General features: G+C 39.2%; 17 protein-coding genes and 4 tRNA genes. 2 read left to right on the top strand and 19 right to left on the bottom strand.

The genetic code is table 11. The features are described from left to right. The 19 genes from tuf to AC5YDM_RS12555 all read right to left on the bottom strand — a co-directional run bounded on the left by tuf (window position 1) and on the right by AC5YDM_RS12555 (window position 15810). Entirely contained in the window at window positions 1-1191 is a 1191-nt protein-coding gene (tuf, locus tag AC5YDM_RS12465; RefSeq protein WP_496151238.1) for an elongation factor Tu, read from the bottom strand. A 145-nt stretch (window positions 1192-1336) separates the two neighbouring features. Continuing rightward, a tRNA-Thr gene (locus AC5YDM_RS12470) sits at window positions 1337-1411 on the bottom strand. Between the two features lie 16 nt (window positions 1412-1427). After that, window positions 1428-1503 (bottom strand) — tRNA-Gly (locus AC5YDM_RS12475). A gap of 38 nt (window positions 1504-1541) precedes the next feature. Beyond that, window positions 1542-1625: transfer RNA gene (locus tag AC5YDM_RS12480), tRNA-Tyr, on the bottom strand. Window positions 1626-1682: 57 nt separating this feature from the next. Then, window positions 1683-1758, bottom strand: a tRNA-Thr gene (locus AC5YDM_RS12485). Between the two features lie 98 nt (window positions 1759-1856). Continuing rightward, a complete protein-coding gene (gene trpE / locus AC5YDM_RS12490) occupies window positions 1857-3350 on the bottom strand; it encodes an anthranilate synthase component I (protein ID WP_496152415.1) in 1494 nt (497 codons plus the stop codon). A gap of 217 nt (window positions 3351-3567) precedes the next feature. Next, complete coding sequence (gph, locus tag AC5YDM_RS12495; protein ID WP_496152416.1) at window positions 3568-4236, bottom strand: phosphoglycolate phosphatase; 669 nt, start codon at window positions 4234-4236, stop codon at window positions 3568-3570. Between the two features lie 85 nt (window positions 4237-4321). Further along, entirely contained in the window at window positions 4322-5098 is a 777-nt protein-coding gene (locus AC5YDM_RS12500) for an FHA domain-containing protein (RefSeq protein ID WP_496152417.1), read from the bottom strand. A gap of 68 nt (window positions 5099-5166) precedes the next feature. Further along, the gene (gene gspD, locus AC5YDM_RS12505; RefSeq protein WP_496152418.1) at window positions 5167-7440 is read right to left on the bottom strand and encodes a type II secretion system secretin GspD; all 2274 of its coding nucleotides are present in this window, start codon (window positions 7438-7440) and stop codon (window positions 5167-5169) included. Window positions 7441-7481: 41 nt separating this feature from the next. Continuing rightward, on the bottom strand, window positions 7482-8348 hold the full coding sequence (locus AC5YDM_RS12510) for a type II secretion system protein N (RefSeq protein ID WP_496152419.1): 867 nt from the start codon (window positions 8346-8348) through the stop codon (window positions 7482-7484). Then, window positions 8348-9091: a type II secretion system protein N gene (gene gspN / locus AC5YDM_RS12515; RefSeq protein WP_496152420.1), complete on the bottom strand. Its 744-nt coding sequence runs from the start codon at window positions 9089-9091 to the stop codon at window positions 8348-8350. Before gspN ends, AC5YDM_RS12510 begins: the two co-directional genes overlap by 1 nt. A 169-nt stretch (window positions 9092-9260) precedes the next feature. Further along, entirely contained in the window at window positions 9261-9587 is a 327-nt protein-coding gene (locus AC5YDM_RS12520) for an H-NS histone family protein (protein WP_496152491.1), read from the bottom strand. A 136-nt stretch (window positions 9588-9723) separates the two neighbouring features. Continuing rightward, the gene (locus AC5YDM_RS12525) at window positions 9724-10152 is read right to left on the bottom strand and encodes an acyl-CoA thioesterase (protein ID WP_496152421.1); all 429 of its coding nucleotides are present in this window, start codon (window positions 10150-10152) and stop codon (window positions 9724-9726) included. Window positions 10153-10159: 7 nt separating this feature from the next. After that, window positions 10160-11353, bottom strand: coding sequence for a heme biosynthesis protein HemY (locus AC5YDM_RS12530; RefSeq protein WP_496152422.1), 1194 nt, complete (start codon window positions 11351-11353; stop codon window positions 10160-10162). A 1-nt stretch (window position 11354) separates the two neighbouring features. After that, window positions 11355-12197, bottom strand: coding sequence for a hypothetical protein (locus AC5YDM_RS12535; protein ID WP_496152423.1), 843 nt, complete (start codon window positions 12195-12197; stop codon window positions 11355-11357). Then, window positions 12194-12976, bottom strand: coding sequence for a uroporphyrinogen-III synthase (locus tag AC5YDM_RS12540; RefSeq protein ID WP_496152424.1), 783 nt, complete (start codon window positions 12974-12976; stop codon window positions 12194-12196). The genes AC5YDM_RS12535 and AC5YDM_RS12540 overlap by 4 nt, the downstream gene beginning before the upstream one ends. 15 nt (window positions 12977-12991) lie before the next feature. Continuing rightward, window positions 12992-13912, bottom strand: coding sequence for a hydroxymethylbilane synthase (gene hemC, locus AC5YDM_RS12545; protein ID WP_496152492.1), 921 nt, complete (start codon window positions 13910-13912; stop codon window positions 12992-12994). Window positions 13913-14005: 93 nt separating this feature from the next. Further along, complete coding sequence (locus AC5YDM_RS12550) at window positions 14006-14743, bottom strand: LytR/AlgR family response regulator transcription factor (protein WP_496152425.1); 738 nt, start codon at window positions 14741-14743, stop codon at window positions 14006-14008. A 56-nt stretch (window positions 14744-14799) separates the two neighbouring features. Beyond that, window positions 14800-15810 carry a sensor histidine kinase gene (locus tag AC5YDM_RS12555; protein WP_496152493.1) on the bottom strand — a complete coding sequence of 337 codons (1011 nt, stop codon included), beginning with the start codon at window positions 15808-15810 and terminating at the stop codon, window positions 14800-14802. A 134-nt stretch (window positions 15811-15944) separates the two neighbouring features. On the opposite strand from AC5YDM_RS12555, the gene argH reads away from it, so the two are divergent. Together argH and AC5YDM_RS12565 are read left to right on the top strand one after the other, a co-directional pair. Further along, window positions 15945-17375 carry an argininosuccinate lyase gene (argH, locus tag AC5YDM_RS12560; protein ID WP_496152426.1) on the top strand — a complete coding sequence of 477 codons (1431 nt, stop codon included), beginning with the start codon at window positions 15945-15947 and terminating at the stop codon, window positions 17373-17375. 10 nt (window positions 17376-17385) lie between these two features. Then, a complete protein-coding gene (locus tag AC5YDM_RS12565; RefSeq protein WP_496152427.1) occupies window positions 17386-17655 on the top strand; it encodes an oxidative damage protection protein in 270 nt (89 codons plus the stop codon). The last annotated feature ends 246 nt before the right edge of the window (window positions 17656-17901 follow it).

A 17901-nucleotide genomic window follows, 5' to 3' on the forward strand; every position in this document is an offset into this window, starting at 1 on the left:
TTATGCAGTTACTTTAGCAACAACACCAGCACCAACTGTACGACCACCTTCACGGATCGCAAAACGTAGACCTGGGTCCATTGCGATTGGGTGGATTAATTCTACTGACATTTCTACGTTGTCACCAGGCATAACCATTTCAACGCCATCTTGAAGAGCGATAGCGCCAGTTACGTCAGTTGTACGGAAGTAGAACTGTGGACGGTAACCGTTAAGGAATGGAGTATGACGACCACCTTCTTCTTTAGAAAGTACGTATACTTCTGCATCGAATTTAGTATGCGGTTTGATCGCACCTGGTTTAGTCAATACTTGACCACGTTGAACGTCTTCACGCTTAGTACCACGTAGAAGTACACCACAGTTCTCGCCAGCACGACCTTCGTCAAGCAATTTACGGAACATTTCAACACCAGTAACTGTAGTTACTTGTGTATCACGGATACCAACGATTTCAACTGATTCGCCTACTTTAACGATACCAGACTCAACACGGCCAGTTACTACTGTACCACGACCTGAGATAGAGAATACGTCTTCGATTGGCATAAGGAATGCTTTATCGATAGCACGCTCTGGCTCTGGAATGTAAGAGTCAAGCGCTTCAACAAGAGCAACTACAGCTGGCTCGCCGTACTGACCTTGGTCACCGTTAAGTGCAAGAAGAGCAGAACCACGGATAACTGGAGTATCATCACCTGGGAAATCATAAGTAGAAAGAAGCTCACGAACTTCCATTTCTACTAATTCAAGAAGCTCTTCGTCATCAACAAGGTCGCATTTGTTTAAGAATACAACGATGTAAGGTACACCTACCTGACGAGAAAGAAGGATGTGTTCACGAGTTTGTGGCATTGGACCATCAGTCGCAGCACATACAAGGATCGCACCATCCATCTGAGCAGCACCAGTAATCATGTTTTTAACATAATCGGCGTGACCTGGGCAGTCTACGTGTGCGTAGTGACGAATAACTGAGTCATACTCAACGTGTGAAGTATTAATTGTAATACCACGTGCTTTTTCTTCAGGTGCAGAGTCAATTGCAGCGTAGTCTTTCGCTTCGCCACCGAATTGTTTAGCACAAACAGTTGCAATCGCAGCTGTTAAAGTTGTTTTACCATGGTCGACGTGACCAATTGTGCCCACGTTAACGTGTGGCTTATTACGTTCAAACTTAGCCTTAGCCATGAGATTCTCCTCGTTTACGTCGACACAATTCTTAGATTGCTAAAATCGACTAATCGCCTAAAAAATAGACACCCTGAATACTTAAAAAGCAGACTAAATAGCCTGCTTTATTTAACTTTGTGATAAAAATCACTAAACTGTAATCTGGAGCTCTTATCGAGATTTGAACTCGAGACCTCTCCCTTACCAAGGGAGTGCTCTACCACTGAGCTATAAGAGCAAAATTTTCGCTTCAATGGAGCGGGAGACGAGGGTCGAACTCGCGACATGCAGCTTGGAAGGCTGCCGCTCTACCAACTGAGCTACTCCCGCACGATGTTGGTACATCCACTTATTGAAGTCTTAAAAATTGGTGGTGAGGGAAGGATTCGAACCTTCGAAACTTTCGTAGCGGAGTTACAGTCCGCCCCCTTTGACCGCTCGGGAACCTCACCATTTTTACACTTACTTTCAGTGTTATTCTTTTACTTAATTTCTCAAACTTTCCAAGATGGTGCCGGCACACGGATTCGAACTGTGGACCTACTGATTACAAGTCAGTTGCTCTACCAACTGAGCTATGCCGGCGCTTCTTAGTGTTTGATACGTTTCGTATCGGAACGGTGTGCAGTTTAGCAAAACTTGAAATCCGTGCAAGTGTTTTTTTCAAAAAAAACGCTAAAAACTCACAAAATCAATCCGTTTGACGATAATTCAACCGCTTTGATCACTGCGCGAGCTTTTATTTGAGTTTCATTCCATTCAGATTCAGGATTTGAGTCCGCAACAAGCCCTGCTCCAGCCTGAACATAGACCTTATTTTCACGAATTACACAGGTTCGAATCGCAATTGACATGTCCATTTCACCATGCCAACCTAAATAACCAACAGCCCCACCAAAAATTCCACGTTTTACTGGCTCAACTTCGTCAATAATTTCCATTGCACGAATTTTTGGTGCACCTGAAAGCGTCCCGGCAGGGAAAGTTGCTTTAAAAACATCCAAAGCATCAACATCGTCACGTACTTCACCCTGTACATTTGAAACAATATGCATGACATGCGAATATCGTTCGATCACCATTTGATCAGTGACTTGCACCTTTCCAATTTTAGAAATACGACCAACATCATTTCGACCCAAATCGATTAACATCAAGTGCTCTGCAATCTCTTTTTCATCAGACAGCAAATCTTGCTCTAAAGCTAAATCTTCTTCTTTGGTTTTTCCACGTGGTCTGGTTCCCGCCAATGGACGCACAGTGGCAATACCATTTTCTAAACGAGATAAGATTTCAGGAGAAGAACCTACAATATGGAATGGTTTGTTATCACCCAGCGTTCTCCCCTGCACTAAGAATAAATATGGAGAAGGATTAAGATGTCTAAGGGCACGATACACCTGTAATGGATCACCATCGAAGTCAGAGACCATACGATGCCCAGGGACAACTTGCATCACATCCCCCGCACGGATGTATTCCTTGACGATTTCGATCGATTCTAAATACTTTTCTTTGCCTGTAAGCGACTCGAAATGTGGTGGGGTGTGTTTCTTCGCTTGTAAGCTAATCGGTGTAGCCAGTAATGCTTCTATATCATCGAGTTTGGTCTGTGCTTGAATGAATGCATCCTCATCTTGAGTATCTGCATGCACAATAATAAATAAAGTGTCTTTTAGATTATCAAATACAATGACTGTTTTTGATAACATCAACCATAGATCAGGAATCCCCACAGGATCGGCCTGTGGTACATTTTTCAAACGTGGCTCGATATAGCGAACAGAGTCATAACCCAAGTAACCTACAAGACCACCCGTAAAGCTCGGTAAGTTTGGTAATTCTTTTTGGGTCGGCACTTTAAACTGTGACTGAAAATCACGGATATATTGAAAAGGATCACTACAAGCTTGAGTTTCTACAGAACCATTCGCTTGCTGAATCGTCAACTGTCCTTCATTACATGAAAAAACGGTTGATTCTCCTAATCCAATAATCGAATAGCGCGCCCAGTTTTCACCACCTTCTACAGATTCAAATAAATAGGCTTGCTGGTGTTCTTTTAAACGCGCAAAAACAGATAAAGGTGTATCTGTATCAGCTAAACGCTGGCGATACACAGGAATAAGGTTATAGCCTTGTGATTGTAATTGTTGGAATTGAATTTGAGTGGTCATGAGGAATATCTCTTAAGTTTTCAATAGATCTAAGTTAAATAAAATGATGTCTAACTTAGCAACGCCATCGAAAAATGCTTTTACTTTCCATCCCTCTTCCCTTCTAACATTATTTTCAAAAATAAAGCTTCTAAAAGATTTAGCTTTCAGTTTTAATAATCAACCATCTTTGACTAAAGCCAAATTTAACCCACAAACTTCTTTTGCATAATTTCGCTTAAATGAGTAATGCCGTTAAATCATCAACCACTTGCTGCGGATGACAAAGCTGAATATCTTCGCCATGATTATAGCCATAGCTGACCACAATACAATCGATACCCGCACGTCGTGCAGCTTCTACATCATTACTTGAGTCACCAATCATTAAAGTTTGAGCAGGTGTTGTATCAAAAGCCTCAACACAATGTAAAAGTGGCTTAGGATCAGGCTTACGCACTTCAAATCGGTCACCACCGATCACATCTGCGAAATAATGATCCATCTTGAGTACTTCAAGAATTTTTTGTGCAGGACGTTCAGGCTTATTGGTCACACAAATTAAAGTTTTTTGTTGTGCAGAAGCCCAGTCCAAAAATTCGATAATGCCATGAAAGGGCTGAGTATCCACACATGGTTCCGCATTATAAATTTCCAGAAAAGTCTCGAGTAACAGTTGATGCTGTTCAGGCTTAACCTGACCCGTGAGATGCTTTAAAACACTCTCACAAAATAAAGAAGTCCCTTTCCCAATCCATGTTCTGACCTGTAGTTCAGTGACAAGTGGTAGCTCAAGCACATTGAGACTCATATTCATTGCACGATACAAATCAAATGCCGAATCAACCAAGGTTCCATCTAAATCAAATAAAATTAAGTCACGCTGATCAAGTTTTGCTATCGACATTTTTGTTTTCCTAAAGCTTTTCATTCACTAGATAGATAAAAGGCATGCGTAATGCATGCCTTGATCTTTCATCACTCAACAAGGCTTAATTAAAAATAAACCATGCAATTACAGCGACAAAAATAATTGCAAGCAGTGCCATTAATCCAATAGTTGCATTCTTTTGCGTTTCCTTTTCTTGCTCTACACAAGTTACAGGAATATCTACTTCACACTCTTCATGGCGAATTGGTTTTGCATTCAGATCTACATCGGCAGGAATCGGTGCAGGTTTTGGAATACCTACATTCTGTGGCATACCTTCAGGCGAAAGTTTCACATTAGTATCGCGCTCTTTCAGATCAGGCATACCTTGATCATTCATTTTTTCTGCGACCGATTTTTCTACTACAACTGGCTCAGCAATCACATCCTCTACAATCGAAGTGTCATTTTGCTCTTTCACCTTAATTGCTTCAGTCGATTCAGCCTGATTTGTTAAATCGACTTGTGCAAATGAAATTTCTGAAGTTGCAACAGCTTCTGCAGGCTGCACAATGACTTCTGGTTTAACAGCTTCAGCCTGAATAACAGCGGGGGCAAGGACTGAAAATTTCAAACTCGCAAATTGAACAATATCACCATCTTTCAGCAAAGCTTCATTTTCAACACGAAGATCATTTACAAAGGTACCATTTGAAGATTTCAAATCTTGAACATAAAGTGCCTGCTCTTTGAGCAAAAAAGCAGCATGACGACGTGAAATTTCAGCAGCTGCCAAAACAATATCTGCTTCTTGATGACGACCAACCAACATATCACGTTCGATTGTAATTTCCGTACCAGTGAATTCACCGTTAATGGTTTGCAATTTCCAAGTCATATTGATCTGCTCACTTCAAATTTTAAAATATCTTAACATGCTGGTTTGATTTTACTATGCCTATGCCATCAAGATGCAGAGCGAATCGTGGTTGTGGTCACGGTATTCTTGGTCTTTTCAACCTCTTGCTTCGGTTGAACCACCTGCACAGGTTGTCCATTTGGTACACGAATAGGTTCAACAGCGAGAGGTGTTGTTACCGCTTTTGAGCCTGTATTGCTCCCACCTGATGGGACACTTTGGTAAACTGTTGGTTTAGCTGGCGCTGGTGTTTTAGATACGGGTAAACGTGGTTGATAAATATCATCTACATTGTCCGGTAATTTAGCAAAGCTACCATTTTTATCCATTGCCAATTGCAAGCTATATAAACGATCGTATTTCTGACGAGTTATACGCTGTGAGTCAGCACTGCTACGAATAATCGTAGGATGAATAAAGACCAACAAGTTCCGTTTTTGAACACCTTTAGAATCAGCTCTAAATAGACGACCAATCCCCGGAATCGCACCTAATCCAGGAACAGCTTGACGACTATGTCTTGCACTATCTTCAATCAAACCACCCAAAACAACCGTTTGCCCATGATCTGCAATTACTGAAGTCTTAATCGCTCGCTTGCTAGTGACCAAATCTTGCGCATCACCTTTATCAGCAATCGCAGAGACCTCTTGCTCAACCTGTAAACGTACTGAGCCTCCTTCGCCAACATGTGGAGTCACTTTTAAAGTCACCCCAATATCTTTACGCTCTAAAGTCGTATAAGGGTTAACACCCGACGTTCCTGTCGTCACAGAACCAGTTTCAAATGGGACGTTTTGACCGACGACAATATAAGCCTCTTCATTGTCTAAAGTCACAATTGAAGGCGTAGACAGTAAATTTGAATTGGTATTACTTTTTAAAGCCTGAATAAGTGCACCGTATAACTTACGAGAACCATCAGACCCTTCTTTATAATCACCTAGTACAACAGATGTGCCTGAGCCAATTGCATTACCCAAGCCCGCCGCACCGCCCTGAAGAAATCCAGCAGCCAGACTCGATAAGCTTGAGCCAACATTGGAAAAATTAATTAAACCCACACCACTACTGATATCACCCATCGCCCACTGCACACCCAGCTGATCAGTATCATCACCTTCAACTTCAATAATCGCAGCTTCGATTAATACTTGCTCACGACGCGTATCAAGTTGCTGAATAGCGGCTTCGATTTCTCGCATCAATTGCGGGTCCGCCTTCACCACCAATGCATTTTGTGTATTGTCTGCAATGATACTGACACCATTACCACTAAAGCTGGTGATATTGTTTTGATTATTAGAATTGTTACCACTGTTCAAGCTGATGGCAGGTGTATTAATTGAATTATTGCTCGCACTATTCGCGTTTGAACTATTTGTTAAATTATTAGACGAGTTATTGAAACTAGAGTTTGAACTATTATTCGTTGAGGATTGAACTGATTGTCCAGTCACCAGTCCTTGTAAAATTTCAGATAAGTTCTTGGCACTAGCATATTTCAGCTTGAAAACCTTCAGCCCACCTAGACGGTCAGCAGAAGGCACATCTAGCATTTCAATCATATTACGTAAGCGCTTACGTGTACTGGTATCACCTTTCAGCACAATACGATTGGTACGAATATCCGCAATGATACGAACTCTTGAACCTGCAAAATCTTTTGATGAGCCTGTTGCACTAATTGCACTCAATTGTTCAATGATTTCTTCTGCTTGGCTGTGCTGCAAAGTCACAGCCTCAATATCATTTTGCCCCGTACCATCCAAATTACGGATCAAAGTTTCAATTTGAAAGATATTACTAGCACGATCAGACACAATCAGCGCATTCGTACCCTGCACTGCTGCTAGATGAGCAAATTGAGGCATTAAAGGACGCAAAGCAGGAATTAAGTCATTTGGATTGGTGTTTTCAAGCCAAATAACACGAGTAACGACTTGATCACCTCTAGCATTTTTAGAGGGATCATAAGGGACGCCTGCATTTTTTACATTACTGTCAGGAACTAAACGAATTGAATTCCCTGAAGGAATCGCCACCACACCATTAACATTCAAAACACCCAAAAATAAATCATAAACTTCATTTTTATTCAGCGCTTTATTTGAAATAACTGTGACATTACCTCTGACTCGCGGATCGACAGCAAAATTCTTCCCTGTAATATCAGCAACTTCACTAATAAAAGCCGTTAGATCTGCATCACGTAAATTAATCTTCCACGTCTGAGCTTGTGCAGATGCACTTAAGACAGCCAAAACAGGTACTGCCGCCACTGCTGCTAAAACTGAACGATTATGATTCCAAAAATCCATAACTTATTATCTATCCTAATAATTTTTCGTAATAGAACACATTACAAATCTTGCTGTATGGTCATCACTTGATCACCACGCTTTATTTCTATTCTGACTTTGCCTTCTTTCTTTGCTTGTTCTAACAGTTGGACATCAGATTGTCCTTGACCTACCGACTGTCCATTTAAAGAAAGAATGCGATCCCCAGATCTTAAACCCAATTTATTACGTAAAGCTGAGGGTGTTTGATCCGTCACTTCATAGCCTTGACCATTGGAAGCATTCACCCCCATATTTTTTAAATATTGTTCTCTATTTTCTTGGATTTGATCAATCGCCTGACCTAAAGCCTGTTGGCTATTATTGCTATTTGGTGATGATTGCTGGGCTTGGTTACTTATAGCCTGATGTGTTGCAGCACTATTTTGCTGAGCACCTTCTGGCAACATAGATTGATTTAAATTTTCAATTCCAGAAAACAATAACTCTTTGGTCGCACCACCTGATTGTTGTAAAACCACGCGATCCCAATAGACTTCTGACAATCGGTAAGAGCTACTCTCAATATTTTCACCGACAATATAACGATCCGAAACCTCATTGACTTTAATCACAGCAGATGAATTTGCACTCGGTGAAGCAACAAATACACCTTGCAATTGCATCACCAAATTGGCATCTGCACTGGATGCTGTCGCACCTGTTTCTTGAAACAATGAAAATGCAGAAATATTCGGTACTTGAGATTGTTGAGATCCAATATTAACAGGTTCAAGTTGAATCAATTGAGGCGGTGCTATTGTCCACCAAAATAAACTAGCCAATTTCCAACACAACATCAAAATAAGAATCAGTAAAACCACGGGTGCTAAACGATCAACTTGACTCCAAGATACCGTATCAAATTTTGCTTTCAGCTTTTGCATCAAGATCCCCCACCTAACAAAGGCTGTCTAGAACTTAATACATAGGTATCTAACCCTGCCTTACCAGTATAAGATGGGACACTTTGCAATAATCGCTGCGTCAATTGCACGTCCAGCATTAGACTTTGATCAATATTAAGATTTGCCATTTTTTGACCACGCTGATCTTGCACATCCAAAATCAGTTTTCCACCTTCATCTTTTATAACACTTTTTAAAGAAGGTACTTCCATACGATTTTGTCTTTGCCCAAAGCTATAAATCAATGGACCACCACCCCACTGCAAAGCACCATCCGCTTTAGAAAAACCTTTTTCACGATTAAAATTCAATTGAATATCTTGAAGCTGAATACTATTGGTCGGCCATTGCCAATTAATGACATTTTTCAAGGTATCTGCTGAAATTTGACCACTTACATTTTTTATATGTACTGTTTTACCGAATCCATAAGCGACCACAGCATCCATTTGTGTTTGACCGCTATGTATTTTTAAATCCGCACCTAAACGTAACAAAACCAAATCTAATGGACGTGTACGCCACTCCACTGATCCTTGTAACTGACCTTTTTTCCAATCTGCTTGGCCATGCCAAATATTGCCACTGACATTTTTAAGAATTTGATTATTTTTATAAAATTTAGAAATCAACCAAGATGCAGGTATTTGCAATATAACAAAAACAAGAAAAGCAACAACAGCAATTCCCCACCAAACTGTTTGCTTAGACTTTATCTGCATGTGATAACTACCAACCATCTCAATTTATTATTCCTTGTCTTATTTTATCTTATGAAACACCTATCCCATTATGCATATATTTTAGGGATCGCCAATTGATGCCGATAAAAAAACCAAGCATTTTTGCTTGGCTTTAAAATTCAATCACTTAAATAAAAATCATTGGAGCTCAGATTAGGAAGTCTTCCAACTTTGCACCCTTTTCAAGTTCTGCCACTAACCAACGCGGTTGTTTACCACGTCCAGTCCAAGTATCAGCACTATTATTTTTATTACGGTAGCGAGGCTCTACTGATTTACGCGTCGTTTTCTTACGCTTATGCGAACCATATTCAATAAATTGCTCTAAAGTCAGGCCAGCTGAGTTTGCAATTTCAATAATTTGATTATAAGCATCTTCAATCGCTTGATCTTTTTTTGATTCGATTAATGCTTCAGCCTGTGCTGTTAATTTTCTCAATTCTTCAACTGACAGATTACTAATATCTGGCATTATGCATACTCCAAATGAATTCAATAATATAATTATTAGAAATTAACTTCAAAATAACTGTAGTTATAATATTTTTATTATAAGTAATTATCAACTTGATTATTTAAAGATATACATAAATAAACACAATATAAGAATACTAAATTAAATCATTATTCACTTGTTTTTCTAAATCAATAATCGATACTTTAATATCTTCAGGAATTGCAGTTTTTTTCATTTCAATTTGATCTACACAGACAACGACAGCTTCGCCAATAGCCACCATGTCATTTTGCTTCTCACTAAATAAATAATATTCCATACGAAATGCAGAGTTTCGCAGCTCAACAACCTTCGCACCGATATGTAGCGTATCAGGATAAAATACAGGTTTTAGGTATTTACATTGGCTCGAAGAAACAACCGTATTGATCGGGTGAGAAAATAAATTTAATCGATTAAAATATTCAATTCGTGCACTTTCCATATAGCGATAATAGATCACATTATTGACATGACCAAAGGCATCCATATCGCCCCATGCTACCTTTTGCTCAAAGACAACCGCACAATTTTGATTTTTCATTTTAAACTCATATTTTAACTTGGATGAAATTACTGTCTTTTTCAAAAACTGAATTCAATTGTTGAATTAATAATTCATCACCATTTAAAGTCGACTTAATTCGCAAATAATTCATCATAATATTATCAGGATAAAGTTCTAAAAGATGAGAAGCTTCCTGCTCTCGCTCTGTTGCGATATATACATGCCATAAAGCAAAAGACAATATTGGCATACTCGGATATTTTACGTCTAAATCATTTATCTGCTTTTCGACCAAAGAAAAATCTGGGTTTTGTTTTAACAATTGTTGCTGAAACCACAAATAAAAAACCTCTTGATCAAATCGTTCATCGAGTAACTTTATTGCCAAATCGCCATGTTGCTCTGCCATATCGGGAAAACGTGATAATAGTTTGAGCCATAATATCTTTGTCTCAAAATTCAGACTTTGAATATAGTCTTGCTGTTCTAAATATCGTTTTTTTAATAAATCTAAATCAGACTCGGATGCTTGTTCTACATCTTTTAACAATTGAGAAAGCCACTCGTATTTAGCTACAGCCTCTAAATGGCCATGCTGAGTCGATTTTAAATAAATCCATGGAAATTGAACGGCAAAAACACCCCATAATTGAATAAGCTTCTGTTCGTAGCTGTGTTTTAAATCTATAAGCCAAGGAGATAATTGATGACCATTTAGAAACTCAAGATGGGTCAGTGCTTGCTCACCATTTTTCTGAGTTAAATATGCTTTGATACGTTGAAGCTCTGCCAGTTCAAAGGCATCAGCTGGGCTAGCCTCAAGTGTTTTTAAAGCATCGATAGGCTGATTTTTTTTAATTAATAAATTTGCCTGAATGGTTTGATTCAAGAGACCCGAATTTCCAAAAGTCGGTTGAATATAGCGCTCTTCCTGTGCTTCTGCACCCAATAACCAAAGAACTCCAAGTTGTTCATAACTATGTAAGTCTTTAAAATGCGTAACATGCTGTATTTTTCTTTTCTCTCGTTTTAAATAGCGCTTTAAAACAATCGAGCTCATTTTAATCAGAAAGCTCAACAACAGTCCTGCAAAAACGATTACCCAAAGATTGGTCTGTAACTGTACGCCATGCCAAAGCACATAAACATAGCCACCACCTACGCCATAGCTTAATACGCTCATCAAAGCAAAGAGCAACAATGCAAGCAATGCATAAACCATGATGATCTGCTTCATACTATGACTCCAAAATAGCTAAACTACTGAGTTTTGGCACTGGATTCATTTTGCTTTGTTTCAGCTTCATCATGCTTTGTTTTAATTTCAAACTGTAGCTATCAGGAAGTTGCTCTAATTCAACAATCATTAAATCCAACATGGATTGATATTCTAAAAGCTCACCACGAATAAGGGCTTGCTGTGCCAATATCATCCGTAATTGGATTTCTTTCAAAATCAGTTTTCTATTCACTAGTGAAGGAATATTTTGATCAACCCGATCAAGCTTAAACCACTGACTTAGCCATGATTGCTCAGAACCTTGATCAAGCTTGATTTCTGACGAATGCATTTCCGTCTTGAGATAACGCTCAATCGACTGTAAAGCTTCAGATAATTGTTCTTCTTGAATCGCACGAGATGCAACGTATTGTTGTATCGTTGTTTTATCTTGAGCAATAGCTTGGTGTAAAGCCAATTTCAAAGTCTCTGCTAATTCCGTTTGCTCAACGACCTGATCTGTTTCATTTAATTGCTCAATGGCATAAATATATTGTTGTTGCTGAACTGCAAAACCAACCAACTCCAATCGTTGTTTGATTAGAACAATAGGATTTAATCCTATAACTTCAGTCACAGCTGGCTGATGTTGAATCGTCGGATAAGTTTGCGAAGAGTTTACAGGTATAGATTTTCTCTGTAGTGAAACCAACTGATCATTCAAATGTGCTGTAGTCTGCTCACTTTTACGCAACGTATTCTGCGTTTCAAGCAATTGATTTTTCAGCAGCACTACGTCATAACTCAGCTTAGCCAGCCAACCGAGTATAAGAATGGCAATCAAATACAGAATTTTCTTCATAGCACCTTTTTTAAATCATTAATCGTACGCAAAATAAGAGATGGATCTAAATCACCTACACGCGTCATTTTAAAATCGATATTGAGATTTTTTTTATCATCCGTGAGCAATTGATACAAACGCCCACCTAAAACCAAAATATGGAAATGTCGCAAAATATCTAAATGTTGCTCACAAAGTTTCAGCCAATTCTTCCAACTTGCTTCACTACTAATACACATCCAATACGGTACATCAGCGTCATTCGCCAACCTTAAAAAGGTTTGAAAATTTTGCTCGGCACTTTCAGGGCAAAACCGCTCATACAATACAAAATTCAGCACCTGCCTTTGTTGTTGCTGAAGGGTCTGCATCATAAATTGACGACCACCCTCACCACGCCAAAATGCAACATTTTGATCTGATTTTAAACCTTCAAACAGCGGTAAACTCAACATCCCTTCTGATGTCTCGACATCTGGGATATGGCTTTCAATACCGTATTTCTCCAATGCGAGAGCCGTCTTTTTACCTACAGCAACCCATTGGATATGATCCAAATCACTCAATGAAAGTCCCGACTGCTCTAAATAAAACAGCCCAACTTCTACCGCTTTAGGACTCACAACAACTATGATTTGAGTCGAGTTCAATTTTAAATAAAGATCTTTAAGCGATTGATCCAATGGTCGTGCACGCAATTCCAACACAGGTAAAGCAATTACAGTAAAATTTGCCTGCTCAAGACACTCTGTTAATGCTTGAGCACGATCATCTGGACGAGTATTTACAAACAACATAAGGATAATTTAGGCTTATTGATAAAGGGCTTTGAGTAACTCACCAGCACCTTGATCTAACAGCTTTTTGGCAAGTTCAACACCCAGTTGTTCAGCATCATTTGGATGACCATAAACTAGAGCTTGCAATAAAACCTGACCATCCACACTGCCTACTCGACCTTCAAGTTGTAGCTGATCATTTTCCAAAGTTGCAAAACCAGCAATCGGTACTTGGCAACCACCTTCCAAATAAGCATTAAATGCGCGCTCAGCACGGACACATGCATTTGAATCTTGATGCATTAAAGGCATAATCAAATCTAATACTTGTTGATCCTGACTACGACACTCTAGACCAAGTGCACCTTGACCTACCGCTGGTAGACTCACTTCAGCAGTTAATGTATGTCGAATACGATCATGAAGATTCAAACGCTTTAAACCTGCGCTCGCCAAAATAATGGCATCATATTGACCTGCATCGAGCTTCGATAAACGAGTTCCCACATTTCCACGCAGATCAATGACATCTAAATCTGGACGTTGCTTCAAAATTTGAGATTTACGGCGCAAGCTTGACGTACCTAATTTTGCACCTTGAGGCAAATCATCAAAATGTGCAAATTGATTCGAAACAAAAGCATCAAATGGATCTTCACGCTCACAAATGACTGCCAATTCCAAACCTTCTGGTAACTGCATTGGTACATCTTTCATCGAGTGTACGGCAAGGTCAGCACGCCCATCCAGCAAGGCAGCTTCTAACTCTTTAACAAATAAACCTTTACCACCAATTTTTGCTAAAGGCGTGTCTAAAATTTTATCCCCTTGCGTGACAAAGGTAACCAATTCAACTTTAAGACCTGCATGTAAGGTTTCTAATCGCTCACGAATATGTTCTGCTTGCCACAATGCAAGCGGACTCTGACGTGTTGCGATTTTTAAGGTTTTGATCATTTCAGCACTGCCAAACTTTAAACACCCTAAACTTACCCTGCTATATCAAAAATGCAAGTAAATAATTTCATCATAGAATGATGTATACATTTAAAAATTTTGAATTCGCTCTCTCAGCATAGGCAAATGACGACGGCTCACGGCAAGTTTCTCATCCAGTTCACGGCATCTCACTTGATACTGCCCGGATGCAACCAATTCCAAACCATCTAAATAATCCAAAGCAATTAGAGCATTTCGATGAATACGAATGAACTTACTCGCAAATTCCTGTTCTAAATCTTTAAGCGTTTCATCTATTAATACGCTACCGTTTTTATGTCTCACCGTGACATATTTTTGATCGGCTAAGAAGTAATAAATATTTTCAATTGGAATGAGTTCCAATCCTCGATAGGTTTTTGCAGCAATCTGCTGTCTTTGCGCTTTTTCTTCCATATTTTCTTTTTGTTCTAGCTGAGACAATTGGGCCTGCGTTAGTTTTGTGACGTTATCTAACACTTGTTCTAGTTCTATTTTTGCAATGGGTTTAAGCAAATATCCTTTTGCTTGAGACTGAATTGCAGTTAAAGCATGCTCATCATAGGCTGTACAAAACACCACTGCTGGCATTGGATGCATTTGATTTAAGTGCTGTGCACAAGTCAAGCCATCCATTTCAGGCATATGAATATCAAGTAACACCACATCTGGTTCGTACTGTTGGACATAATCGATTGCTTGCTGACCATGATGCGCTGTTGCAACGACTTGATGCCCCAATTGAGTCACCAGTCGTGATAAACGTTCGACCGCGAGTGGCTCATCATCACAAATTAGGATGTCCATTGCTCCTCCTTGGCTTGAGTTAACGCTGTTTATTTTAATCTGTTAACTTGAATTTTCTACTTATATCGGTATTGGACAAAGGTCGTGAAAATTCCATTTCCTGTATGACTTCGAAATTGAACCTGATATCCAAAGTGCGCTTTCAATCTCTGCTTTACATTATCTAAAGCAATGCCATTACTCTCCCTCATTGCTATTTTATCTGCAATAAATGGGTTGGTAATGACTATAGTGACTTGATTTTGCAATATTTCAACCAGTATCCCAATTTTGCCATCGATCATCTTTTTCTCAACCCCATGAAAAATACTGTTTTCAATCAGAGGCTGTAAGGTTAAAAGTGGGATCAAAGCCTCTTGCAATAGTTGTGGTTGTTGAATGTTCCACTCCACCTCTAAACGCCCACCCAAACGTATTTTTTCAATTGACAAATAGTGTTTACACAGTTCTATTTCTTCTTTTAAGGACACCAATTTCATCTCTTTGAAACTGGCGCGGAATAAGCGAGACAAGTCGATCAACATTTGTTCAGCCTTATCTGGATCACTACCAATCAAGCTCACCACACTGTTTAAACTATTGAACAAAAAATGTGGATGAATACGCGCCTGGAGGGCTTGAACCTTGGCGTTCAATTCACTATTTTGCTGTTTCAACCACTCATCTCGCACATAAATATATCTTAAACAAAATGCACCAAGCAGCACCCCATAACTGCTGTGTAACACCAGTTGATTTATTAAAACTTGATAAGAAAAATTTTGTAAGGAAAAATTTCGACCATAATAGATCACCATATTTAATACGGTGCTACTGAGCAAAATAATCACTTGTAATAATACAAAACCAATCACGACTGCCTGTAATGGAGAAATCGATCTTAATTTCTTTTGCAATACATCTACAGCAGCGACAAAAGCTAAAATCACCCAATTGATGTAAAGAATATAAGAAATGACATGTCCCCATTGCACATTTTGCCAAGACTGCGCTTCTGCAAGTGACAACAATAGCGACAAAACGATACTGGCAATAAAAAGCTCAACTAAATATTGCCGTTCCCCAATTGACTTAAAAAAATTTAAATGCATTATACCCTTTTCATCATTTACTGAATTATCGTTGTTCAAGGCTTCGGCAAGTGAAGTTGAATTTGCTATACTCTGATTCAAATTACTGCTTTAAAGTTTATTGAGCTCTCATGACCACTTCTTCTCATTCCTCAAATCCGTCACAAACTCAAACTTCGGGTATGTGGGGCGGTCGTTTTTCTGAAGCGACTGATGCTTTTGTTGCTGAATTTACAGCATCTGTTCAATTTGACCAACGCTTTTATAAACAAGATATTGCAGGTTCTATTGCACATGCAACGATGCTTGCAAAAGTAGGCGTACTGACCAATCAAGAACGTGATGACATTATCGAAGGCTTAACTGCAATTAAAGCAGATATTGAAGCTGGTCATTTTGAATGGCGCATTGATTTAGAAGATGTGCACATGAACATTGAGTCTCGTTTAACTCAACGCATTGGCATCACGGGTAAAAAATTACACACTGGTCGTAGCCGTAACGACCAAGTGGCAACAGACATTCGCCTTTATGTCCGTGATGAAATTGATGCGATTTTGCAATTATTACAAAAATTACAAAAAGGTATTTTGAGTCTTGCAACTCAGAACACCCATACAATCATGCCTGGTTTCACCCATCTTCAAACTGCACAGCCTGTGACATTTGGTCACCATTTGATGGCTTGGTTTGAAATGCTAGTACGTGATTCTGAACGTTTAATCGACTGCCGTAAACGCACCAATCGTATGCCTTTAGGTTCTGCTGCACTTGCGGGTACAACGTATCCAATCGATCGTGCCTATACTGCTGAACTTTTAGGTTTTGAAGCAGTTGCTGAAAATTCACTAGATGCAGTATCTGACCGTGATTTTGGTATCGAGTTTAATGCAGCAGCATCTTTAATCATGATGCATTTGTCTCGTATGTCAGAAGAACTGATTCTTTGGACATCTGCACAATTTAAGTTTGTAAACATTCCAGATCGCTTCTGCACAGGTTCTTCTATTATGCCGCAGAAGAAAAATCCAGATGTTCCAGAACTTGTGCGCGGTAAAACAGGTCGTGTTTATGGCGATTTGATGAGTTTGTTAACGCTAATGAAAGGTCAACCTTTGGCGTATAACAAAGACAACCAAGAAGACAAAGAACCTTTGTTTGATGCGATTGATACCGTTCGTGGTTGTTTAATGGCATTTGCAGATATGATCCCTGCGCTTGTACCTAACATCGAAATTATGCGTGAAGCAGCACTACGTGGCTTTTCTACAGCAACTGACCTTGCAGATTACCTTGTTAAAAATGGTGTTGCATTTCGTGATGCACATGAGATTGTTGGTAAAGCCGTTGCTCTTGGTGTTCAAGAATCGAAAGATTTATCTGAGCTCACGCTTGAACAATTACAGCAATTTTCTAATTTAATTCAAGCAGATGTATTTGAAGAAGCATTAACACTTGAAGCATCTGTCAATGCACGTAATCACATTGGTGGTACTGCACCTGCGCAAGTTGCAGCAGCAATCGAACGTGCTCATGCGCGCTTAGAAACTCTTTACGCTTAAGGAACTCAGTATGACTCGACAAGTATTTTGCCGTAAGTATCAAACTGAAATGGATGCTTTAGACTTTGCTCCCTTCCCAGGTGCAAAGGGTCAAGAATTATTTGATACTGTGTCTAAACAAGCTTGGCAAGAATGGCTTAAACACCAAACCACGCTGATCAATGAAAAGCGTTTAAACGTGTTTGAACCTGATGCTAAAAAGTTTCTTGAAGAGCAACGTGAGAAATTTTTCAGTAATGATGAAAGCCTTGAAAAAGCTGAAGGTCTAAAGCCTGAGTAAAACTTAAGGGTTTGCTTTAAGCTTTACGCAAGAGACAAACACCGAAGGTGTGCGTAGACTTTAAATAAAAAAGAGATTCTTTTGAGTCTCTTTTTTATTTATGCAGCATTGCCATATCACAACACGAGAAGCCTGCCTTCGTGTAAAAATAAACCTTATCAAAGTGATTTACTCACTTATCTCACAGGACAATTCGCTACAACTCTGAATCGCTGAAATGCATAACTTTGCTTAATAGTCTCATCT

It is taken from the genome of Acinetobacter sp. CY81 (genome assembly GCF_059515925.1).